This is a genomic window from Streptomyces sp. NPDC050439, assembly GCF_040655335.1.
Taxonomy (GTDB): Bacteria; Actinomycetota; Actinomycetes; order Streptomycetales; family Streptomycetaceae; genus Streptomyces.
Genome location: NZ_JBFAJT010000004.1, coordinates 534,621 through 549,113, shown reverse-complemented (window position 1 = coordinate 549,113; position 14,493 = coordinate 534,621). Strand labels below are relative to the sequence as shown.

The following is a 14,493-nucleotide window of genomic DNA, read 5'->3' as shown; positions in this document are numbered from 1 at the left end:
TACCACGGCGCGGAGGGGGTGTTTCGCAGCTGGTCAGCCGCCCTTCTTGTCGCCCTTGTCGTCGCTGTTCTTGTCGCCGCCCTTGTTGTCGTCGCCCGCCTTGGCCTGGGCGTCCTCGGCGCGCTGCAGGGCTTCCTGCAGGTCGTCCTGCGCCTTGCCGTACGCCTCCCAGTCGCCGTCCTTCAGGGCCGTCTGCCCGTCCTCGAACGCCTTCTGGGCGTCGTTCAGGGCGGCCTGCACCGTCGGGTCGTTCGACTTGGGCGGCTCGGTCGGCTCGTCCGTGTCGCCCTCGTCGGCCGGTGGCTTGGTGGTCCCCTCGGCGCCGAAGACCTGGTTGAGGCCGTCGCTCAGGGAGTCCGCGAACGCGGTCTCCGTGCCGTAGGACACCGCGACCTTCTTCAGGAGCGGGTACGCCGACTTGCGTCCCTGTACGTACACCGGCTCTACGTAGAGGAACCCGTCGTCCAGTGGCACCGTCAGCAGGTTTCCGTAGAGGACGTCGGAGTCGGCGCCCTTCATGTCCCGGACGAAGTTACCGACCTCGGTCATCGAGTTCAGCTTGTTCTGGACCTGTTCGGGGCCGTCCACGTCGCCCGTGACTCTCAGCAGTTGCATCTTGCCGAAGTCCTTGCTTCTGGCGTCGGCGTCGACCGTCATGAAGGCGCGCAGATTGGGGCGCCCGCTGGGGGTGAACGTCGTCGTCAGTGCGAACTGCTGCTGCGTCTGGCCCGGCGTCTTCATGGACAGGTAGTACGGCGGAACCGCGCTGTTGTCCTTCTTCGTCGGGTCGTTCGGCACCTGCCAGGCGTCACTCGCGTTGTAGAACTGGCCCGGGTCCGTGACGTGGTAGAGCGTCAGGAGCTCGCGCTGCACCTTGAACATGTCCTGGGGGTAGCGCAGGTGGTCCATCAGGGCCTTGGGGATCTCACCCTTGTCCTTGACGGTGTCCGGGAACGCCTTCTTCCAGGTCTTCAGGACCGGGTCCTTGTCGTCCCAGGTGTAGAGCTTGACCTCTCCGGTGTACGCGTCGACGGTCGCCTTCACCGAGTTGCGGATGTAGTTGACCTGGTTCTGCTGGGCCACCACCGCGCGCGCGTCGTCGGACTCCGACAGCGAGTCGGCCGTGGTGTCTCCGAGCGTGGTCCGCGAGGCGTACGGATAGCCGTTGCTGGTCGTGTAGGCGTCGACGACCCACTGGATCCTGCCGTTGACGACCGTCGGATACGTGTCGCCGTCGATGGTCAGCCAGGGAGCCACCGACTCGACGCGCTCCTTGGGGGTGCGGTTGTAGAGGATCCGCGACCCCTCACCGATCGCGCCCGAGTACAGCATCTGCGGCTCACCGAAGGACACCGCGTAGGCCGCGCGGTTGATCGGGTTGGAGAGATTGACCCCGCTGTCGCCCTTGTAGCTGTAGGTCTTCTGGCCGCCGCCGTCCTCTTCGTAGTCGAGCTCCTTCTGGGGCCCGCCGACGATCGAGTACTGGGTGGTCTTCTCGCCGTAGTAGATCCGCTGCTCGTACTCACCGAGGTTGCCGGAGGTCGGCAGACCGTAGTTCGTGAAGTCCGGGGCGCCCTTGGAGCCCTTCTTGGTCTCCGTGCCCTTGGCCGTGACCATGCCGTACCCGTGGGTGTAGGCGAAGTGGTCGTTGATCCAGTTGCGCTTGTCGAGCTTGTCGAGGCTGAGCTCACGCAGACCGACGATGGTGTCCTGGCCGTTGTAACGGTCCACGTCCAGGGTCGTCGGGAAGCGGTAGTACTCGCGCTCCTGCTCAAGCTGCTGGAACGTCGGCGAGACGATGTTCGGGTCGTTCAGCCGGTAGTTGGCGGCCGAGTCCGCGTCGTCGCGCTTCTTCTCCGGGTCCTCGTCGGCCTTGCCGGCGCCCTTGTAGTCCTCGGGCTTCACGTTGCTGATGCCGTACGCGTCGCGTGTCGCCGCGATGTTCTTCTCGATGTACGGCGCTTCCTTGGCCTGCTCGTTCGGCTGGACCTGGAACTTCTGCACGATGGCCGGGTACAGACCGCCGATCAGGATGGCGGAGAGGACCATCAGGCCGAAGCCGATGACCGGCAGCTGCCAGGTGCGCCGCCACAGCGTCCCGAAGAAGAGCAGGGCGCAGATGACGGCGATGCAGAAGAGGATGGTCTTGGCCGGCAGGTACGCGTTCGCGTCCACGTAGCGAAGACCCGTCCAGTCGCCCGTCGCCTTGAAGTCGCTGGACTTCACCGCGAGGCCGTACCGGTCGAGCCAGTACGCCACTGCCTTGAGCGTCACGAAGACGCCGAGCAGCACCGACAGGTGCCCGGTGGACGCGGCCGTGGCGCGCGCGCCGGGGCTGGTGACCCGCAGCCCGCCGTACAGGTAGTGCGTCAGGGCGGCGGCGATCAGGGAGAGCACCGTGGCCGCGAAGCCGAAGCCGAGCAGGAAGCGGTACCAGGGCAGGTCGAACGCGAAGAAAGACACGTCCAGGTGGAACTGCGGGTCCTTCTGGTTGAAGGAGACGCCGTTCACCCACAGCAGCCATGTGCGCCACTGGCCCGCCGCGGACGCGCCCGCGATCAGGCCGACGAGCGTGGCGATGCCGAGCAGCAGCCACTTCTTGTACGGCGCGATGCTCATGCGGTACCGGTCGAGGCTCTGCTGCTCCATCGACATGGCGCTCAGCGGCGGGCGCAGCCGGTGCGCCAGCCAGATGTTCAGTCCGACCGCGGCCGCCATCAGCAGGCCGAAGACGAAGAACAGGCCGATCTTGGTCCACAGTGTCGTCGTGAAGACCGACGAATAGTTAACCGAGCGGTACCAGAGCCAGTCCGTCCAGAACCCCGCGAACATGACGAACACCATGGCGAGTACCGCCAGGATGCCCAGTGTCATGAGCAAGGTCCGGACGCGACGGGACGGTCGGCCCACTCTGATCCGTGGCCCCGTCGGGCCTCCGCCGCGGTCCGGCATCTGGAAAGCCAAGGTGCGCACCTCGAAGTTCGATGTTGATTCTGTTGATCCGTCAGGGCCCTGTGATCGTGGACCCACACCTATGCAACTTACCTACGCTTTACTCGGTTCCCGTTTCTCGGGACTAACGAGGCAGGATTGTGACCATGTCCAACACTCCCATGGCAGCGAGCCCCCTCACCCGTGCCGTTCTCGAGATCGACGAGTACGCGTCCGGCCTCGGCTGGGACCGGCCCGCACGCCTCTTCGCGCTCGTCGACACGGCGCGACTGCGCTCCCAAGAACCCGGCCTCGCCAACCAGCTCGGCCTCGACAACTCCCCCGAGGAGACCGGCCTCACACCCATCGAGCAGGAGGAGATCCCGGAGGGCAAGCCGCTGGACGAGTTCCTCGGCACCATCGCCTGGCCGGACGCCGTGGCGGGCTGCGCGCTCACGGTGGAGCGTCTGATGCTGCCGCCGTCCGCGGAGACGTCCGTCCCCGAAGGGCTCAGCGAGGCTCAGCTCGCGAAGTGGGTGGCCGAGCACCCGGACCGCCAGGAGGTCCGCATGACGGTCGCGGTGCTGCGTGACGGTGCGCGCGAGTCGGCCCTGCGGCTGCGCGAGAAGGACTCGGCCACCGAGGTCCTCACGGGGTCCGACCTGGTTCCTGGCCTCGCGGAGGCGCTGGCGGCCACGTTCGCCTGAGACCGCGCCGTTCTCGTACGCGGGTGGGGTCGCCCCCGCCCGCGTACGTCCAGCTACTTCTTCACCGTGCACTGCGGCAGGTCCGCGGTGTCGCCCTTGCGGATGGCGTCGAGGGAGTCCACCGCGTCGTCGATGGTGTCCACCTTGACCAGCGTGAGGCCGTCCGGGACGTCCTTGGCCGCCGTGGCGCAGTTGTCCTTCGGCGTCAGGAAGTACTCGGCGCCCTTGGCGCGCGCGCCGACCGTCTTCATGCCGATGCCGCCGATCGGGCCGACCTTGCCGTTGTCCTCGATCGTGCCGGTGCCGGCCACGAAATTGCCGCCGGTGAGGTCGTTCGGGGTCAGCTTGTCGACGATGCCGAGCGCGAACATCAGTCCGGCGCTGGGGCCGCCCACGTCGGCGAGCTTGATGTCGATCGTGAACGGGAACGTGTGATCGGTGCCGGCCTGGATGCCGACGATCGCGCGGCCGTCCTTCGCCTTCTCGGTGGTGATCTTGACGTCCTCCGTGCGGGTCGGCTCCTTGCCGGCCTTCTCGGCGGCGGCCGCCTCCTTCACGGGGACGAGGCTGAAGACGACGTCCTGGCCCGGCTTGTGCTTCGTGACCAGCTCGGCGACGTCCGTCATCTCCTTCACGGGCTTGCCGTCGACCTTCTTGATGACGTCACCCGCGTGGAGCTTGCCCTCGGCGGGGCTGTTCTTGAAGACGGTGGAGACGACGACCTGCGACTTCACCGGGAGGTCCAGCTCCCTGAGCGCGGCGACCTTGGCGCTCTCCTGGGACTGGCTGAACTCCTCGGCGTTCTCCTGGCTCGACTGCTGCTCGGTCTTGCCGTCCGGGTAGAGGGTGTCGTGCGGCACCACGATGTTGTCGTGGGCCATCCAGCCGTACACGGCCTCCGCGATGTTCATGTTGTAGTCGGCACTCGTGACCCGGACCGTCGTCATGTTGAGGTGACCGGTCGTCGGATAGGTCTTGTGGCCGGAGATCTGCAGCACCGGCTCGCCGCCGTGGTCGCCGAGGGTGTTCACCGTCGGACCCGGGGACATCTCCGAGTACGGCACTTTGATGAGGACTCCGGCGCAGAGCAGCGCGATCAGCATCAGGGTGGAGGCGAGCATCGTCGCGGTGCGGCGTGGCATGGAACGACAGTACGGGACCTGTCTGTCAGTGCACCTTCGGGGCCATCGGCCTCACGTGCCCGAGTGGGACTTCTCCATCGCCTCACGGAAGGCCGCGTAGCCGTTCAGCTCGGAGTGGTCCCCGGTCTTGCCGGACTTGCGGTTGCGCGCGGCCAGAGCGGCCCACAGCCCCGCACCGACGGCTGCCGCGAACGGAATCAGCAACCAGGCAAGTGATGCCATGTCGACCTCCCGACCCCTTGAGCGACAACAACTGACTGATCAGCAGATTAACCATCCGCTGCGTCAACGCTCACGCCAGGGGTCGGGTTACGCAACCGGAGGCCGCTTGGGTTAACTGGCCCGGTGCGACGGCAACCGATCAGCAGGCGCCGACCCACTCCTCCTGGCCGGCCCAATCCCCGATGGCCGCTCTCGCACTGCTCGGCCCTGGCGGGCCTCCCAGGCTTCGACCGACCGCGTCGGACTCCGTCCGCCGACCGTGTCCGAACGGCCGGATCAGACGCGATCCCGTTCCGACCACGGCGGGCTCAGCAAGCGCCGACCCACTCCTCCTGGCCGTCGGAGAATCGTTGGTGCTTCCAGATCGGCACCTCGTGCTTGAGGTCGTCGATCAGCTTGCGGCAGGCGGCGAAGGCCTCTCCGCGGTGCGGGCAGGAGACCGCCACGACGACCGCGAGGTCACCCACCGCCAGGTCGCCCACGCGGTGTACGGCGGCCAGGGCGCGCACCGGGAACTCGGCGACGACCTTCTCCGCCACTCGGCGCATCTCGGCCTCGGCCGTCGGATGGGTCGAATAGCCGAGCTCGTCGACGTCCGCGCCGCCGTCGTGATTGCGCACGGTCCCCACGAAGAGCGCCGTGCCGCCCGCGGCGTCGTCGCCGACCGCCCGAAAGACCTCGTCCAGGGAGAGCGGTGCGTCACGGATCGCGAGCAGCCGGATGGGGTCCTGTGCGGCCTGCTCGCCGGGGTGGTCGTTCGTGGTGCGTGCCATGCGGCCATGGTGCCGCACGGCACGGACATCACGGAATAGCGCTTTCGCCCGGCACGCGCGCGTGCCGCGTTGGAGCTCTCTACAGGCCCACGGCCGGGCAGGGGTACGTCTCAGATCCGGCGCCGCGCCTTCCGGGCGCGCCGCACCACCGCAGCGGCGCCCAGCAGAGCGACCGTCGCACCCGCGGCACCCGCCGCCGTCGCGTCCTTGCGGCCGAGCCTGCGGCCGGCGACGGTGCGGCGCCCCGCGACCTCCTCCAGGAGCTCCCCGAGGACCTCCTCGTTGGTCCACCGCGGACGCCAGCCCGCGTCGTGCAGCCTGCTGACGCTGACCACCCACGGGTACATCGTGTACGCGAGGTCACCGGCCGGGGACGGCGTGAGACCGATGCGGTGCAGCCGCGCGGCCGCGCCCAGGGCGACCGTGGAGGGCAGCTCCATGCGCCGGATCTCGCTGAGCTCCTCGACCTCTTCCTGTTCGAGCCAGCCGTCGCAGCCGACGGCCAGCTCCCCGTCGACCTTCTCCAGGACGGCGTACTCCAGGGCGCTGCACAGGTCCTCGACGTGGCAGAACTGCCAGGCGGGGCGTGAGCCCGCCACCACGAGCAGCCGGGGCGACTCGAAGTACCGCGTGAGCGCGGTGTCCGTGCCGCCCACCAGGATCGCGGGCCGCACCACGGTGACGTTCAGGCCGGGGTGGGCCCGGGGAGCGCGCCGGGCGAGGCGCTCGACCTCCAGGAGGTCGCCGACTCCGGTGGCCTCCGCGGTGGCGCGCAGTTCGGCGTCTTCGGAGAGGGGCAGTTCGTTGTCCTCGAGCGCTCCGTAGACCATCGCCGACGTGCAGAGCACGACGCGGTGGACGCCGGCCGCGGCGGCGGCCGTCAGCACGGTCTGCGTGCCCCGCACGTTGTACGCCGTACGGGCCGCGGGGTCCGTCTCCAGGTCGAGATCGAGCGCGAGGTGGACCACGACGTCCGCGCCCCGCAGCTTCTCGGCGATGGCCGGATCCCTGACGTCCAGGATGTGCCACTGGGCCTGGGCGCACTCGCCCCGCCGCTCGTCGATGGCAACGACCTGCTTGATCTCCTCGGACGCGGCCAGGCGCTCGGTCAGCAGCGCGCCCACGCCGGAGGCGGCGCCGGTGACGGCGACCACGGGCCCTCGGACGGGGGCCGGTGTAGAAAGGTTTCGCGCTGCGCGAACCTGTGGATCTGGGGAACTCACCAGGCGTCTCCAGCGGTTGTCTTCAGTAGATACGCGAATGACGCGTACGTACCAGGTGGCATCCATCCTGCCGCAGGCCATGACTCGGCGGAGCACTGAGGCCCGATCCCGTCACGGTGTCTACGCTGGGTGGTGTTGTAAGGCAGCCGCCGCCGGAACCGTACCGGCGGCCTGACGAGCCGAGGAATCCCGTGAGTGACACCCCATTCGGATTCGGCCTTCCGCCGGAGGAGCCGGAGAACGGCGACGAGGGCAAGAAGAAGGAATCCCCCGGACAGGGACAGAGCGGGGGACAGGGCGGAGGACAGGGCTCCGGTGGCCCCGCGAACCCCTTCGGCTTCGGCGGCCTGCCCGGCGGCGCCGGCGGTGACAACCCGTTCGCCGCGATGTTCGGTTCGATGAACCCGAACGACCTGGGCGCCGCGTTCCAGCAGCTCGGCCAGATGCTCTCGTACGAGGGCGGCCCGGTGAACTGGGACATGGCCAAGGACATCGCCCGCCAGACCGTCTCCCAGGGGACGTCCGACGGCACCAAGGACGCGAGCGTCGGTCCCACCGAGCGCGGCGCGGTCGAGGAGGCCATCCGCCTCGCCGACCTGTGGCTCGACGACGCGACGTCCCTGCCGTCCGGCTCCGGCGTGGCCGTGGCCTGGAGCCGCGCCGAGTGGGTCGAGGCGACCCTCCCGGTGTGGAAGGAACTGGTCGACCCGGTCGCCGAGCGCGTCGGCCTCGCCATGGGTGACGTGCTCCCCGAGGAGATGCAGGCCATGGCGGGCCCGCTGATCGGGATGATGCGCTCCATGGGCGGCGCCATGTTCGGCCAGCAGATCGGCCAGGCCGTGGGCGTGCTCGCGGGCGAGGTCGTGGGCTCCACGGACATCGGCCTGCCGCTCGGCCCGGCCGGCAAGGCCGCCCTGCTTCCGGTGAACGTCGAGGCCTTCGGCAAGGACCTGGGCGTCCCCCAGGAGGAGGTCCGGCTCTACCTGGCGCTGCGGGAGGCCGCCCACCAGCGGCTCTTCGCGCACGTGCCGTGGCTGCGCTCGCATCTGTTCGGCGCGGTCGAGGGGTACGCCCGCGGCATCAAGGTCGACACGGCCAAGCTGGAGGACGTGGTCGGCCAGCTCGACCCGCAGAACCCCGAGCAGCTGCAGGAAGCACTCCAGCAGGGCATGTTCCAGCCGGAGGACACCCCCGCGCAGAAGGCGGCCCTGGCCCGCCTGGAGACGGCTCTCGCGCTCGTCGAGGGCTGGGTGGACGCGGTCGTGCACGCGGCGGCCAAGCCCCGCCTGTCGTCCGCCGACGCCCTGCGCGAGACGCTGCGCAGGCGCCGCGCGTCGGGCGGCCCCGCGGAGCAGACCTTCGCCACGCTCATCGGCCTCGAGCTGCGTCCGCGCCGGCTGCGGGACGCCTCGCGCCTGTGGGCCTCGCTCACGGACGCGCGTGGCGTGGACGGCCGTGACGGACTGTGGGCCCACCCGGACATGCTGCCGACGGCCTCGGACCTGGACGACCCGGACGGCTTCGTGCACCACGAGCAGCTGGACTTCTCCGAGCTCGACAAGATGCTCGGAGAGGCAGCGGGCGGCGGCGCCGCGAAGCCGGACCTGAAGAAGGACACCGGGGCGGCCAAGGCCACCGAAGAGGAAGAGACGGACGACAAGGGCGACAGCGAGAAGTGAGCCTCCACGACGACGCGGTCCTCGTGCTGAAGAGCTACGAGGACCAGGAAGAGCTGCGTCAGTACTACCTGGACCACCTCGCCGCCCACCCCGAGACCGGCATGTGGAAGGCGTGCACGGACGGTCATGTGACGGCCAGCGCCCTGGTGATCGACCCGGAGCGCGGGCGCGTGCTGCTGACCCTGCACAAGAAGCTGCGGATGTGGCTGCAGATGGGCGGCCACTGTGAGCCGGGCGACCCGACTCTGGCCGCCGCCGCGCTGCGTGAGGCCACGGAGGAATCGGGGGTCCCGGGCCTGACGCTCCTCCCGGGAGGCCCGGTCCGTCTGGACCGCCACCCGATCCCGGGCCCCTGCACCCAGCACCTGGACGTGCAGTACGCGGCACTGGCCCCCCGGGACGCCGTCGAGGCGATCAGCGACGAGTCACTGGACCTGCGCTGGTTCGCCTACGACGAGGTGGCGGGGGTGGCCGACAAGTCGGTGGTGCACTTGGTGGAGGCGACGCGGGCGCGGCTGTAGGCAGGGCCCCGTCAGGGGCGCGGGGAACTGCGCGACCGGCCACGACCGGCCCGCGGTTCCCCACGCTCCCGCTGTCTGGCTAACTCCAGACATTGCCCTGGTTCTGCCCCCGGGCCCCCTGCTGACCCATGCCGTACTGAGCCCTGGCGCCCTGCCCGATGACGGCGTTCTGGGGCGGCAGCAGCTCGCTCGGCTGGACGAGGGCGTAACCCTGGCCCATGAAGCTGAGCTCCCAGCCCTCACCGGTGTTGCCGCGGCGGCGCCACACTCCGGAGGAGTGCGTCTGGGCCTGCATCTGCACCCGCAGCCCGTTGGACCAGGCGACGATCGCGTCGGCGTCGGCGTTCACGTACTGGTCGGGCCTGACCTGCAGCATCAGCGGCTGCCCCGAGGTCATCAGGGCGACCTTGCCGCAGCCCGTGATGTTGAGCTGGTACTTGCCGGACCCGGAGATGCCGTACTGGCTGTCCACGGCGATGACCTGATGGGTCAGCGACGAGTCGAGCGCGAGGACATAGCTGCTGTCCACGGTCAGGCCGTCTTGGTCCACGTCCACCACGTGGATGTACTGGGCGAGGTTGGCGAGATAGACCGTGCCCTGGCCGTGGCAGCGCATCAGGTCGAGGCCTTCGCCGGTGTGCGCGCGGGCCCGCTGGTTGCCCTGGCTCTGGTACTCGGCGTCGAACTCGATCAGCCCCTGGTAGGCGACCATGGCGCCCTTGCGGGCCAGGATGTCGTCGTGGCCCCCGAGGGCGACCCGAAGGAGTTGCGGGTTCTGGACGGTGTAGCGCTCCTGAGTCTGCTGCTCGGTGTGCGCGAAAAGTGGGCTCTGCATGGTGTGTTGCTCCCCCTCAGCCCCGGGCTCGGAGACGGTCGGTGCTGTCCTCGCTGGGCTGTACGACGACGATGCCCTCTCCGGAGAAGCCCATCTGGTAGGCCTCGCCGCTGCCGCGCCCGATGAGCGAACCGGCCTTGAAGCTGCGCTTGCCCTTCACCTTGAGGTTCGGGGACCAGGCGATCAGGGCGTCCGGGTCGACGTACGTCTCGTCGTCGCCGCGGCCGCAGTCGACGACGACCGGGGTGCCGCGGGAGGTCAGCGCGACCCAGCCCTGGCCGGAGATCTTGATGTTCCACAGGCCCTGGCCGGCGAACTTGGCGAGGCCCTTGACCCGCTCGACGCCCCACTGGAGGTTCGCGTCGAGGGCCAGCAGGTTCGTGCCGTTCACCGAGAGCGAGTCGCCCGCCAGATTGATGACGACGACGTCGGCTCCGTAGTCGGCGAGATAGAGCAGGCCGTCTCCGGAGCACTTCATCAGAGGCGCGCCCTCGCCGGTCATCCACTCCCGCGCGATCTGCCGCACTGCGGGCGGATTGGGCTCGTACTGCACGAACCCTTCGTAGGCGACCATCGAGCCCACGCGCGCGAGGAGGTCGTTTCCGGTCTGCATCGCCACCTTGACCATGTGATGGCCGTGGTTCTCCATACGGGCGGCGACGGGCGCGGGGGCGAAGCCCGCGAGTTGCTGATTCATGACGGGCTCCCTCAGACCTCGAACGGCTGGACGATGATGAAGTTGCCGGGAGCGCCCCGGAACTGGAGGTTCACGCTCTCCCCCGTGGAGCCCGCGGACGCGTTGGCGCGCAGCCGCACCTGGCTGGAGACGATCGCCTGCGACGCGGCCGACCAGGCGACCACGGCGTGGCAGTCGGCGAAGGTCGTCGGGGTGACGGGCAGGACGACGGGCACACCGTGCGTCTTGACGATGACCGTGCCGGTGCCCTGGAACTGCATCACGAACAGCGCGCCACCGGGGATGCCGTGGCCCTCGATCCTGCGGACCTCGTGCTGGAGGGACTCGTCGAACGCGAGGACGTTCTCCGCGGAGACACAGATCGCGTCCCCCTGGAGCTCGATGGGGTGCAGATGCGTGGCTTCCTCGGCGAGGAAGACCTGGCCGCGGCCGGAGCAGCGCATCAGCTGCATCTCCTGGCCGGTCGAGTTGCCCACGACGCGGCCCGCGAAGCCCGCGCCCTTGTAGCTGAACTCGACCTTGCCCTGGTAGAGCACCATGCTGCCCTGCCGGGCGAGCACGGCCTGCTCGCTGACGCCGAGGTCGACGCGGATCATCTTCTCGTTCTGCTGCGTCCAGCGCTGCCCGGTGGGGGCCTCGCGGTACGCGGCGAGAGCCGCCGCCACGCCGCCGGCCTGCGGGGCTCCCTGGGGGGCGCCTGCTCCGTACGGGGACGGGGCCGCGGGCTGGCCGGGGAACTGACCGGGGGGCTGCTGGCCGTAGCCGGGGGGCATCGGGGCGCTCGGCTGCTGCCCGTAACCGGGCGGCAGGGGCGCCGACTGGCCGGGAACCTGGCCGAACTGCGGCTGCTGCGGTGGCTGCTGCTGGCCGGGCTGCCCGTACGGGGCGGGGGCCGGCGGGGGCGGGACGGTGCCGCCCTGCGGCGGGGTCATCGGCGCCACGATGGTCTGCGCGGCGTGCACCGAGGGGTCCGCGGGGGCCGGGGCCGGCGGCGCGAAGTTCTGGGCCGGGGCCGGGGCGGGCGCGGGGGCCGGTGCGGGGGGCGGGGTCTGCGCGGGGCCGGCGGGTGCGCCGAACGCGGGCGGGGCGGCGGCCTGGCCGGGCGGGGCGAAGGCCGGGGCGCCGGTGGCCTGCGGTGCCTGCGGCTCGGGCTCCTCCTCGGCGACCTCGCCGCCGAAGTTCTTCAGGAGCGCGTCGAGACCGCCGTCGAAGCCCTGGCCGATCGCGGCGAACCGCCAGACGTCCTTCATGTAGAAGTCGCCCAGCATCACGGCGCGCTCCGTGGAGAACTCCGCGCCGTTGAAGGAGTAGCGGGCCACTTCCTCGCCACCCGCGACGATCCGGATGTACCCGGGGGCGACCTGCGACATCTGTCCGGCGCCGTCGATCGTCGCGGTGAACGACAGCTTCTTGATCTGCGGCGGGATCCGGTCGAGCGTGACCCGGAAGGACTCCGTGTCACCGGCCTGCGCGCCGAGGAGCTGGATGGACTCCTCGGGCGACTTCGGCTGGTTGAAGAAGATGAAGTAACTGTCGTCCGACAGGCGCTCGTCCGCGTCCAGGCCGAAGCAGCTGATGTCGAAGCTCAGTCCGGGGGCGGAGATCTGCACGCCTACGTACAGATCGGTACCCGCGGTGAGGTCACTGATCTTGGCCTTGTGGCCGCGTTGGAATTCCCTGGCCATACGTAACGACCGTCCCCCATCCCGAATGTAAATGCGTCGCGCCAGGCTAACCGCAATCCGCGACAGCGGACCAAGCCGGTACAGACCCGGTACACAACCACCGCGCGGGGCGGAAGATCACTCGTCGCGGGCAGCCGGCAGATGGGGCAGGCGGTCGGCGGCGACCACACCTTCGAGGTACCCACGGGCCCGTTCCGTGCGGGGGTAGGCCTCGAGGAGCTGCCAGAAGTTGGGGCCGTGTCCGGGGACGAGGAGATGCGCGAGCTCGTGGACGAGGACGTAGTCGACGACGTACTCGGGCATTCCCTGCAGCCGGTGCGAAAGGCGGATGCTGCCTTCCGACGGGGTGCACGAGCCCCACCGGGTGTTCTGGTTCGTGACCCAGCGAACGGACGTGGGCCTGGCCCGGCCGTCGAAATACTGCTCGGAGAGCCGCTCGGCGCGCTCGGCGAGCTCCGCGTCGCCCAGGACCCGCTTGCTCTCCTGGGCCGCGAGCTTGTCGAGCATCACGTTGACCCAGCGCTGCTCCTCGGCCTCGGACATCCGGGCGGGGATGAGCACGACGGTGCGATCGCCCTCTCGGTACGCGGAGACCGTTCTGCGGCGGCGGGCGCTCCGTCTGACCTCGACCGCGCTCGCCACCGAGCCGGGTGACGGCGGGCTGGTCATGCTGCGCTGTGGGTTTCCGGCGCGGTGCAGTGGGTCGGCGGGCACGCCACGACGTTACCCGCTGGATGTGGGGGAAGTCCCGCCTCCGGGACGGTTCGGCGGGGTATCGCTCCCCGTGCGATCGATTAGTACGACGAATACCCCCTGCCTGTGGACAACGCTGCGCGGCCGTCCGCCGGGGCGGGCATTCTGGCTGTCGACCGGTGATGCGAACGGGGACAGCGCCGGAGAACGACGGGGGACGAAGACCATGCATCCGATCTTGAAACCCGCGCTGCGGCGCGGCTGGCGCGATCTGAACACGATCCAGTTCGGCGTGGCGCCCGCCCATGCCCTGGTGCTCGGTCCGGTGGACACGGCGACGGGCAGCTTCCTCCAGCTCCTGGACGGGACACGCGGGCTGCCGCTCCTGCGCGACGAGGGCAAGCGGATGGGGCTGCCCGACGAGCACGTGGACAAGCTCGTGCGGCGGCTGTCCGCGGCCGGGCTCCTCGACGACGCGACGGGCGGCGGCGCGGCGGCCGACGCCCTGCGCAAAAGGACGGCGGCCCTGGACCGGCTGCGTCCGGATCTGGCCTCCCTGTCGGTCGTGACCCCCGGGCCGGGTGACGGGATGCGGAAGCTGGCGGCGCGGCGCGCGATGCGGGTGCAGGTGCGGGGAGCGGGCCGGGTGGGGGCTGTGGTGGCCTCGGTCCTCGCCGGGGCGGGCGTGGGGCAGGTCGACGTGATGGAGGGAGGAGTCGTCGAACCCTGGGACGTGGCGCCGGGCGGCCTGCCCCCCGAGTCGGTCGGCCACCGCAGGGACACGGCGACGCGGCGGATCGTGCGGCAGTCGGCTCCGGACCGCCCGCCACGGCGCGGCAAGAAGGAGGCGGGTGCGCCTCGACAACCGGGCGAAGGGGATCCGGGGCTTGCCCTCGTGATCATCGCCCCGCGGGACGGACTCGACGTCCACGCGCCCGACCCGCGCACCGCCGAGCCACTCGTCGCGTCGGGGACACCTCATCTCTACGCGGGGGTGATCGAGGGAACCGGAGTGGTCGGGCCGCTCGTCCTGCCGGGGACGACAGCCTGCGCGAACTGTCTCGCACTGGATCGCGCCGACCGCGATCCGACCTGGCCGCGCCTGCTGGCGCAGTGGCGTTCGGGACGGGCACGTCGTGTGCACGCATGCGATCTGGCACTGTCGACCACGGTCGCCGGCCTTGCCGCGGCGCATGCCCTGGCCTTTCTGGACGGGGCGGCACCGGCGAGCGCGGGGGTTCGCTGGGAGGCGTCCGTGCCCGGATTCGACTGGCACGCACGGCCGGTGCCACCGCATCTCACGTGCCCGTGCGGGGCGGGTGTGGTGGATAAGGGGGAACACCCCGCCGGGGACGAACAGCCGCACGACACAATGGCCGGGTAAC

General features: G+C 70.0%; 13 protein-coding genes. 4 read left to right on the top strand and 9 right to left on the bottom strand.

Annotated features, from left to right (window positions below):
• Positions 1 to 33: 33 nt before the first annotated feature.
• Positions 34 to 2,952, bottom strand: a complete 2,919-nt coding sequence (locus tag AB0I66_RS19835) for a UPF0182 family protein (protein WP_363209404.1) — start codon at positions 2,950 to 2,952, stop codon at positions 34 to 36.
• A gap of 146 nt (positions 2,953 to 3,098) precedes the next feature.
• On the opposite strand from AB0I66_RS19835, the gene AB0I66_RS19830 reads away from it, so the two are divergent.
• Positions 3,099 to 3,638 (top strand): PPA1309 family protein, encoded by a 540-nt coding sequence (locus AB0I66_RS19830; protein ID WP_363209165.1) that lies wholly within the window; start codon positions 3,099 to 3,101, stop codon positions 3,636 to 3,638.
• 53 nt (positions 3,639 to 3,691) lie between these two features.
• Here AB0I66_RS19830 and AB0I66_RS19825 read toward each other — a convergent pair whose 3' ends face one another.
• The 4 genes from AB0I66_RS19825 to AB0I66_RS19810 form a co-directional block, all read right to left on the bottom strand.
• Positions 3,692 to 4,780 (bottom strand): PDZ domain-containing protein, encoded by a 1,089-nt coding sequence (locus tag AB0I66_RS19825; RefSeq protein WP_363209164.1) that lies wholly within the window; start codon positions 4,778 to 4,780, stop codon positions 3,692 to 3,694.
• A 51-nt stretch (positions 4,781 to 4,831) separates the two neighbouring features.
• The gene (locus tag AB0I66_RS19820) at positions 4,832 to 5,002 is read right to left on the bottom strand and encodes a hypothetical protein (protein WP_363209163.1); all 171 of its coding nucleotides are present in this window, start codon (positions 5,000 to 5,002) and stop codon (positions 4,832 to 4,834) included.
• Between the two features lie 308 nt (positions 5,003 to 5,310).
• The gene (locus tag AB0I66_RS19815; protein WP_363209162.1) at positions 5,311 to 5,775 is read right to left on the bottom strand and encodes a molybdenum cofactor biosynthesis protein MoaE; all 465 of its coding nucleotides are present in this window, start codon (positions 5,773 to 5,775) and stop codon (positions 5,311 to 5,313) included.
• Positions 5,776 to 5,885: 110 nt separating this feature from the next.
• A complete protein-coding gene (locus AB0I66_RS19810; RefSeq protein ID WP_363209161.1) occupies positions 5,886 to 6,998 on the bottom strand; it encodes an NAD-dependent epimerase/dehydratase family protein in 1,113 nt (370 codons plus the stop codon).
• A 191-nt stretch (positions 6,999 to 7,189) separates the two neighbouring features.
• Between AB0I66_RS19810 and AB0I66_RS19805 the strand changes: the two genes are divergently transcribed.
• Positions 7,190 to 8,677 carry a zinc-dependent metalloprotease gene (locus AB0I66_RS19805; protein WP_363209160.1) on the top strand — a complete coding sequence of 496 codons (1,488 nt, stop codon included), beginning with the start codon at positions 7,190 to 7,192 and terminating at the stop codon, positions 8,675 to 8,677.
• Entirely contained in the window at positions 8,674 to 9,198 is a 525-nt protein-coding gene (locus AB0I66_RS19800) for an NUDIX hydrolase (protein WP_363209159.1), read from the top strand. Before AB0I66_RS19805 ends, AB0I66_RS19800 begins: the two co-directional genes overlap by 4 nt.
• A gap of 79 nt (positions 9,199 to 9,277) precedes the next feature.
• On the opposite strand, the gene AB0I66_RS19795 is transcribed toward AB0I66_RS19800, so the two are convergent.
• The 4 genes from AB0I66_RS19795 to AB0I66_RS19780 all read right to left on the bottom strand — a co-directional run bounded on the left by AB0I66_RS19795 (position 9,278) and on the right by AB0I66_RS19780 (position 13,129).
• Positions 9,278 to 10,033, bottom strand: a complete 756-nt coding sequence (locus AB0I66_RS19795) for an AIM24 family protein (protein ID WP_363209158.1) — start codon at positions 10,031 to 10,033, stop codon at positions 9,278 to 9,280.
• A gap of 16 nt (positions 10,034 to 10,049) precedes the next feature.
• Positions 10,050 to 10,730 carry an AIM24 family protein gene (locus AB0I66_RS19790; protein WP_363209157.1) on the bottom strand — a complete coding sequence of 227 codons (681 nt, stop codon included), beginning with the start codon at positions 10,728 to 10,730 and terminating at the stop codon, positions 10,050 to 10,052.
• A gap of 11 nt (positions 10,731 to 10,741) precedes the next feature.
• A complete protein-coding gene (locus tag AB0I66_RS19785) occupies positions 10,742 to 12,415 on the bottom strand; it encodes a TerD family protein (RefSeq protein ID WP_363209156.1) in 1,674 nt (557 codons plus the stop codon).
• A 117-nt stretch (positions 12,416 to 12,532) separates the two neighbouring features.
• Complete coding sequence (locus tag AB0I66_RS19780; RefSeq protein ID WP_363209155.1) at positions 12,533 to 13,129, bottom strand: M48 family metallopeptidase; 597 nt, start codon at positions 13,127 to 13,129, stop codon at positions 12,533 to 12,535.
• Positions 13,130 to 13,334: 205 nt separating this feature from the next.
• On the opposite strand from AB0I66_RS19780, the gene AB0I66_RS19775 reads away from it, so the two are divergent.
• Positions 13,335 to 14,492, top strand: coding sequence for a ThiF family adenylyltransferase (locus AB0I66_RS19775; protein WP_363209154.1), 1,158 nt, complete (start codon positions 13,335 to 13,337; stop codon positions 14,490 to 14,492).
• Position 14,493: the final 1 nt, after the last annotated feature.

Bases quoted from the DNA above. Each gene is read 5' to 3' on its own strand.
- AB0I66_RS19835 (WP_363209404.1), bottom strand. From the start codon at position 2,952: ATGCCGGACCGCGGCGGAGGCCCGACGGGGCCACGGATCAGAGTGGGC.
- AB0I66_RS19830 (WP_363209165.1), top strand. From the start codon at position 3,099: ATGTCCAACACTCCCATGGCAGCGAGCCCCCTCACCCGTGCCGTTCTC.
- AB0I66_RS19825 (WP_363209164.1), bottom strand. From the start codon at position 4,780: ATGCCACGCCGCACCGCGACGATGCTCGCCTCCACCCTGATGCTGATC.
- AB0I66_RS19820 (WP_363209163.1), bottom strand. From the start codon at position 5,002: ATGGCATCACTTGCCTGGTTGCTGATTCCGTTCGCGGCAGCCGTCGGT.
- AB0I66_RS19815 (WP_363209162.1), bottom strand. From the start codon at position 5,775: ATGGCACGCACCACGAACGACCACCCCGGCGAGCAGGCCGCACAGGAC.
- AB0I66_RS19795 (WP_363209158.1), bottom strand. From the start codon at position 10,033: ATGCAGAGCCCACTTTTCGCGCACACCGAGCAGCAGACTCAGGAGCGC.
- AB0I66_RS19790 (WP_363209157.1), bottom strand. From the start codon at position 10,730: ATGAATCAGCAACTCGCGGGCTTCGCCCCCGCGCCCGTCGCCGCCCGT.
- AB0I66_RS19785 (WP_363209156.1), bottom strand. From the start codon at position 12,415: ATGGCCAGGGAATTCCAACGCGGCCACAAGGCCAAGATCAGTGACCTC.
- AB0I66_RS19775 (WP_363209154.1), top strand. From the start codon at position 13,335: ATGCATCCGATCTTGAAACCCGCGCTGCGGCGCGGCTGGCGCGATCTG.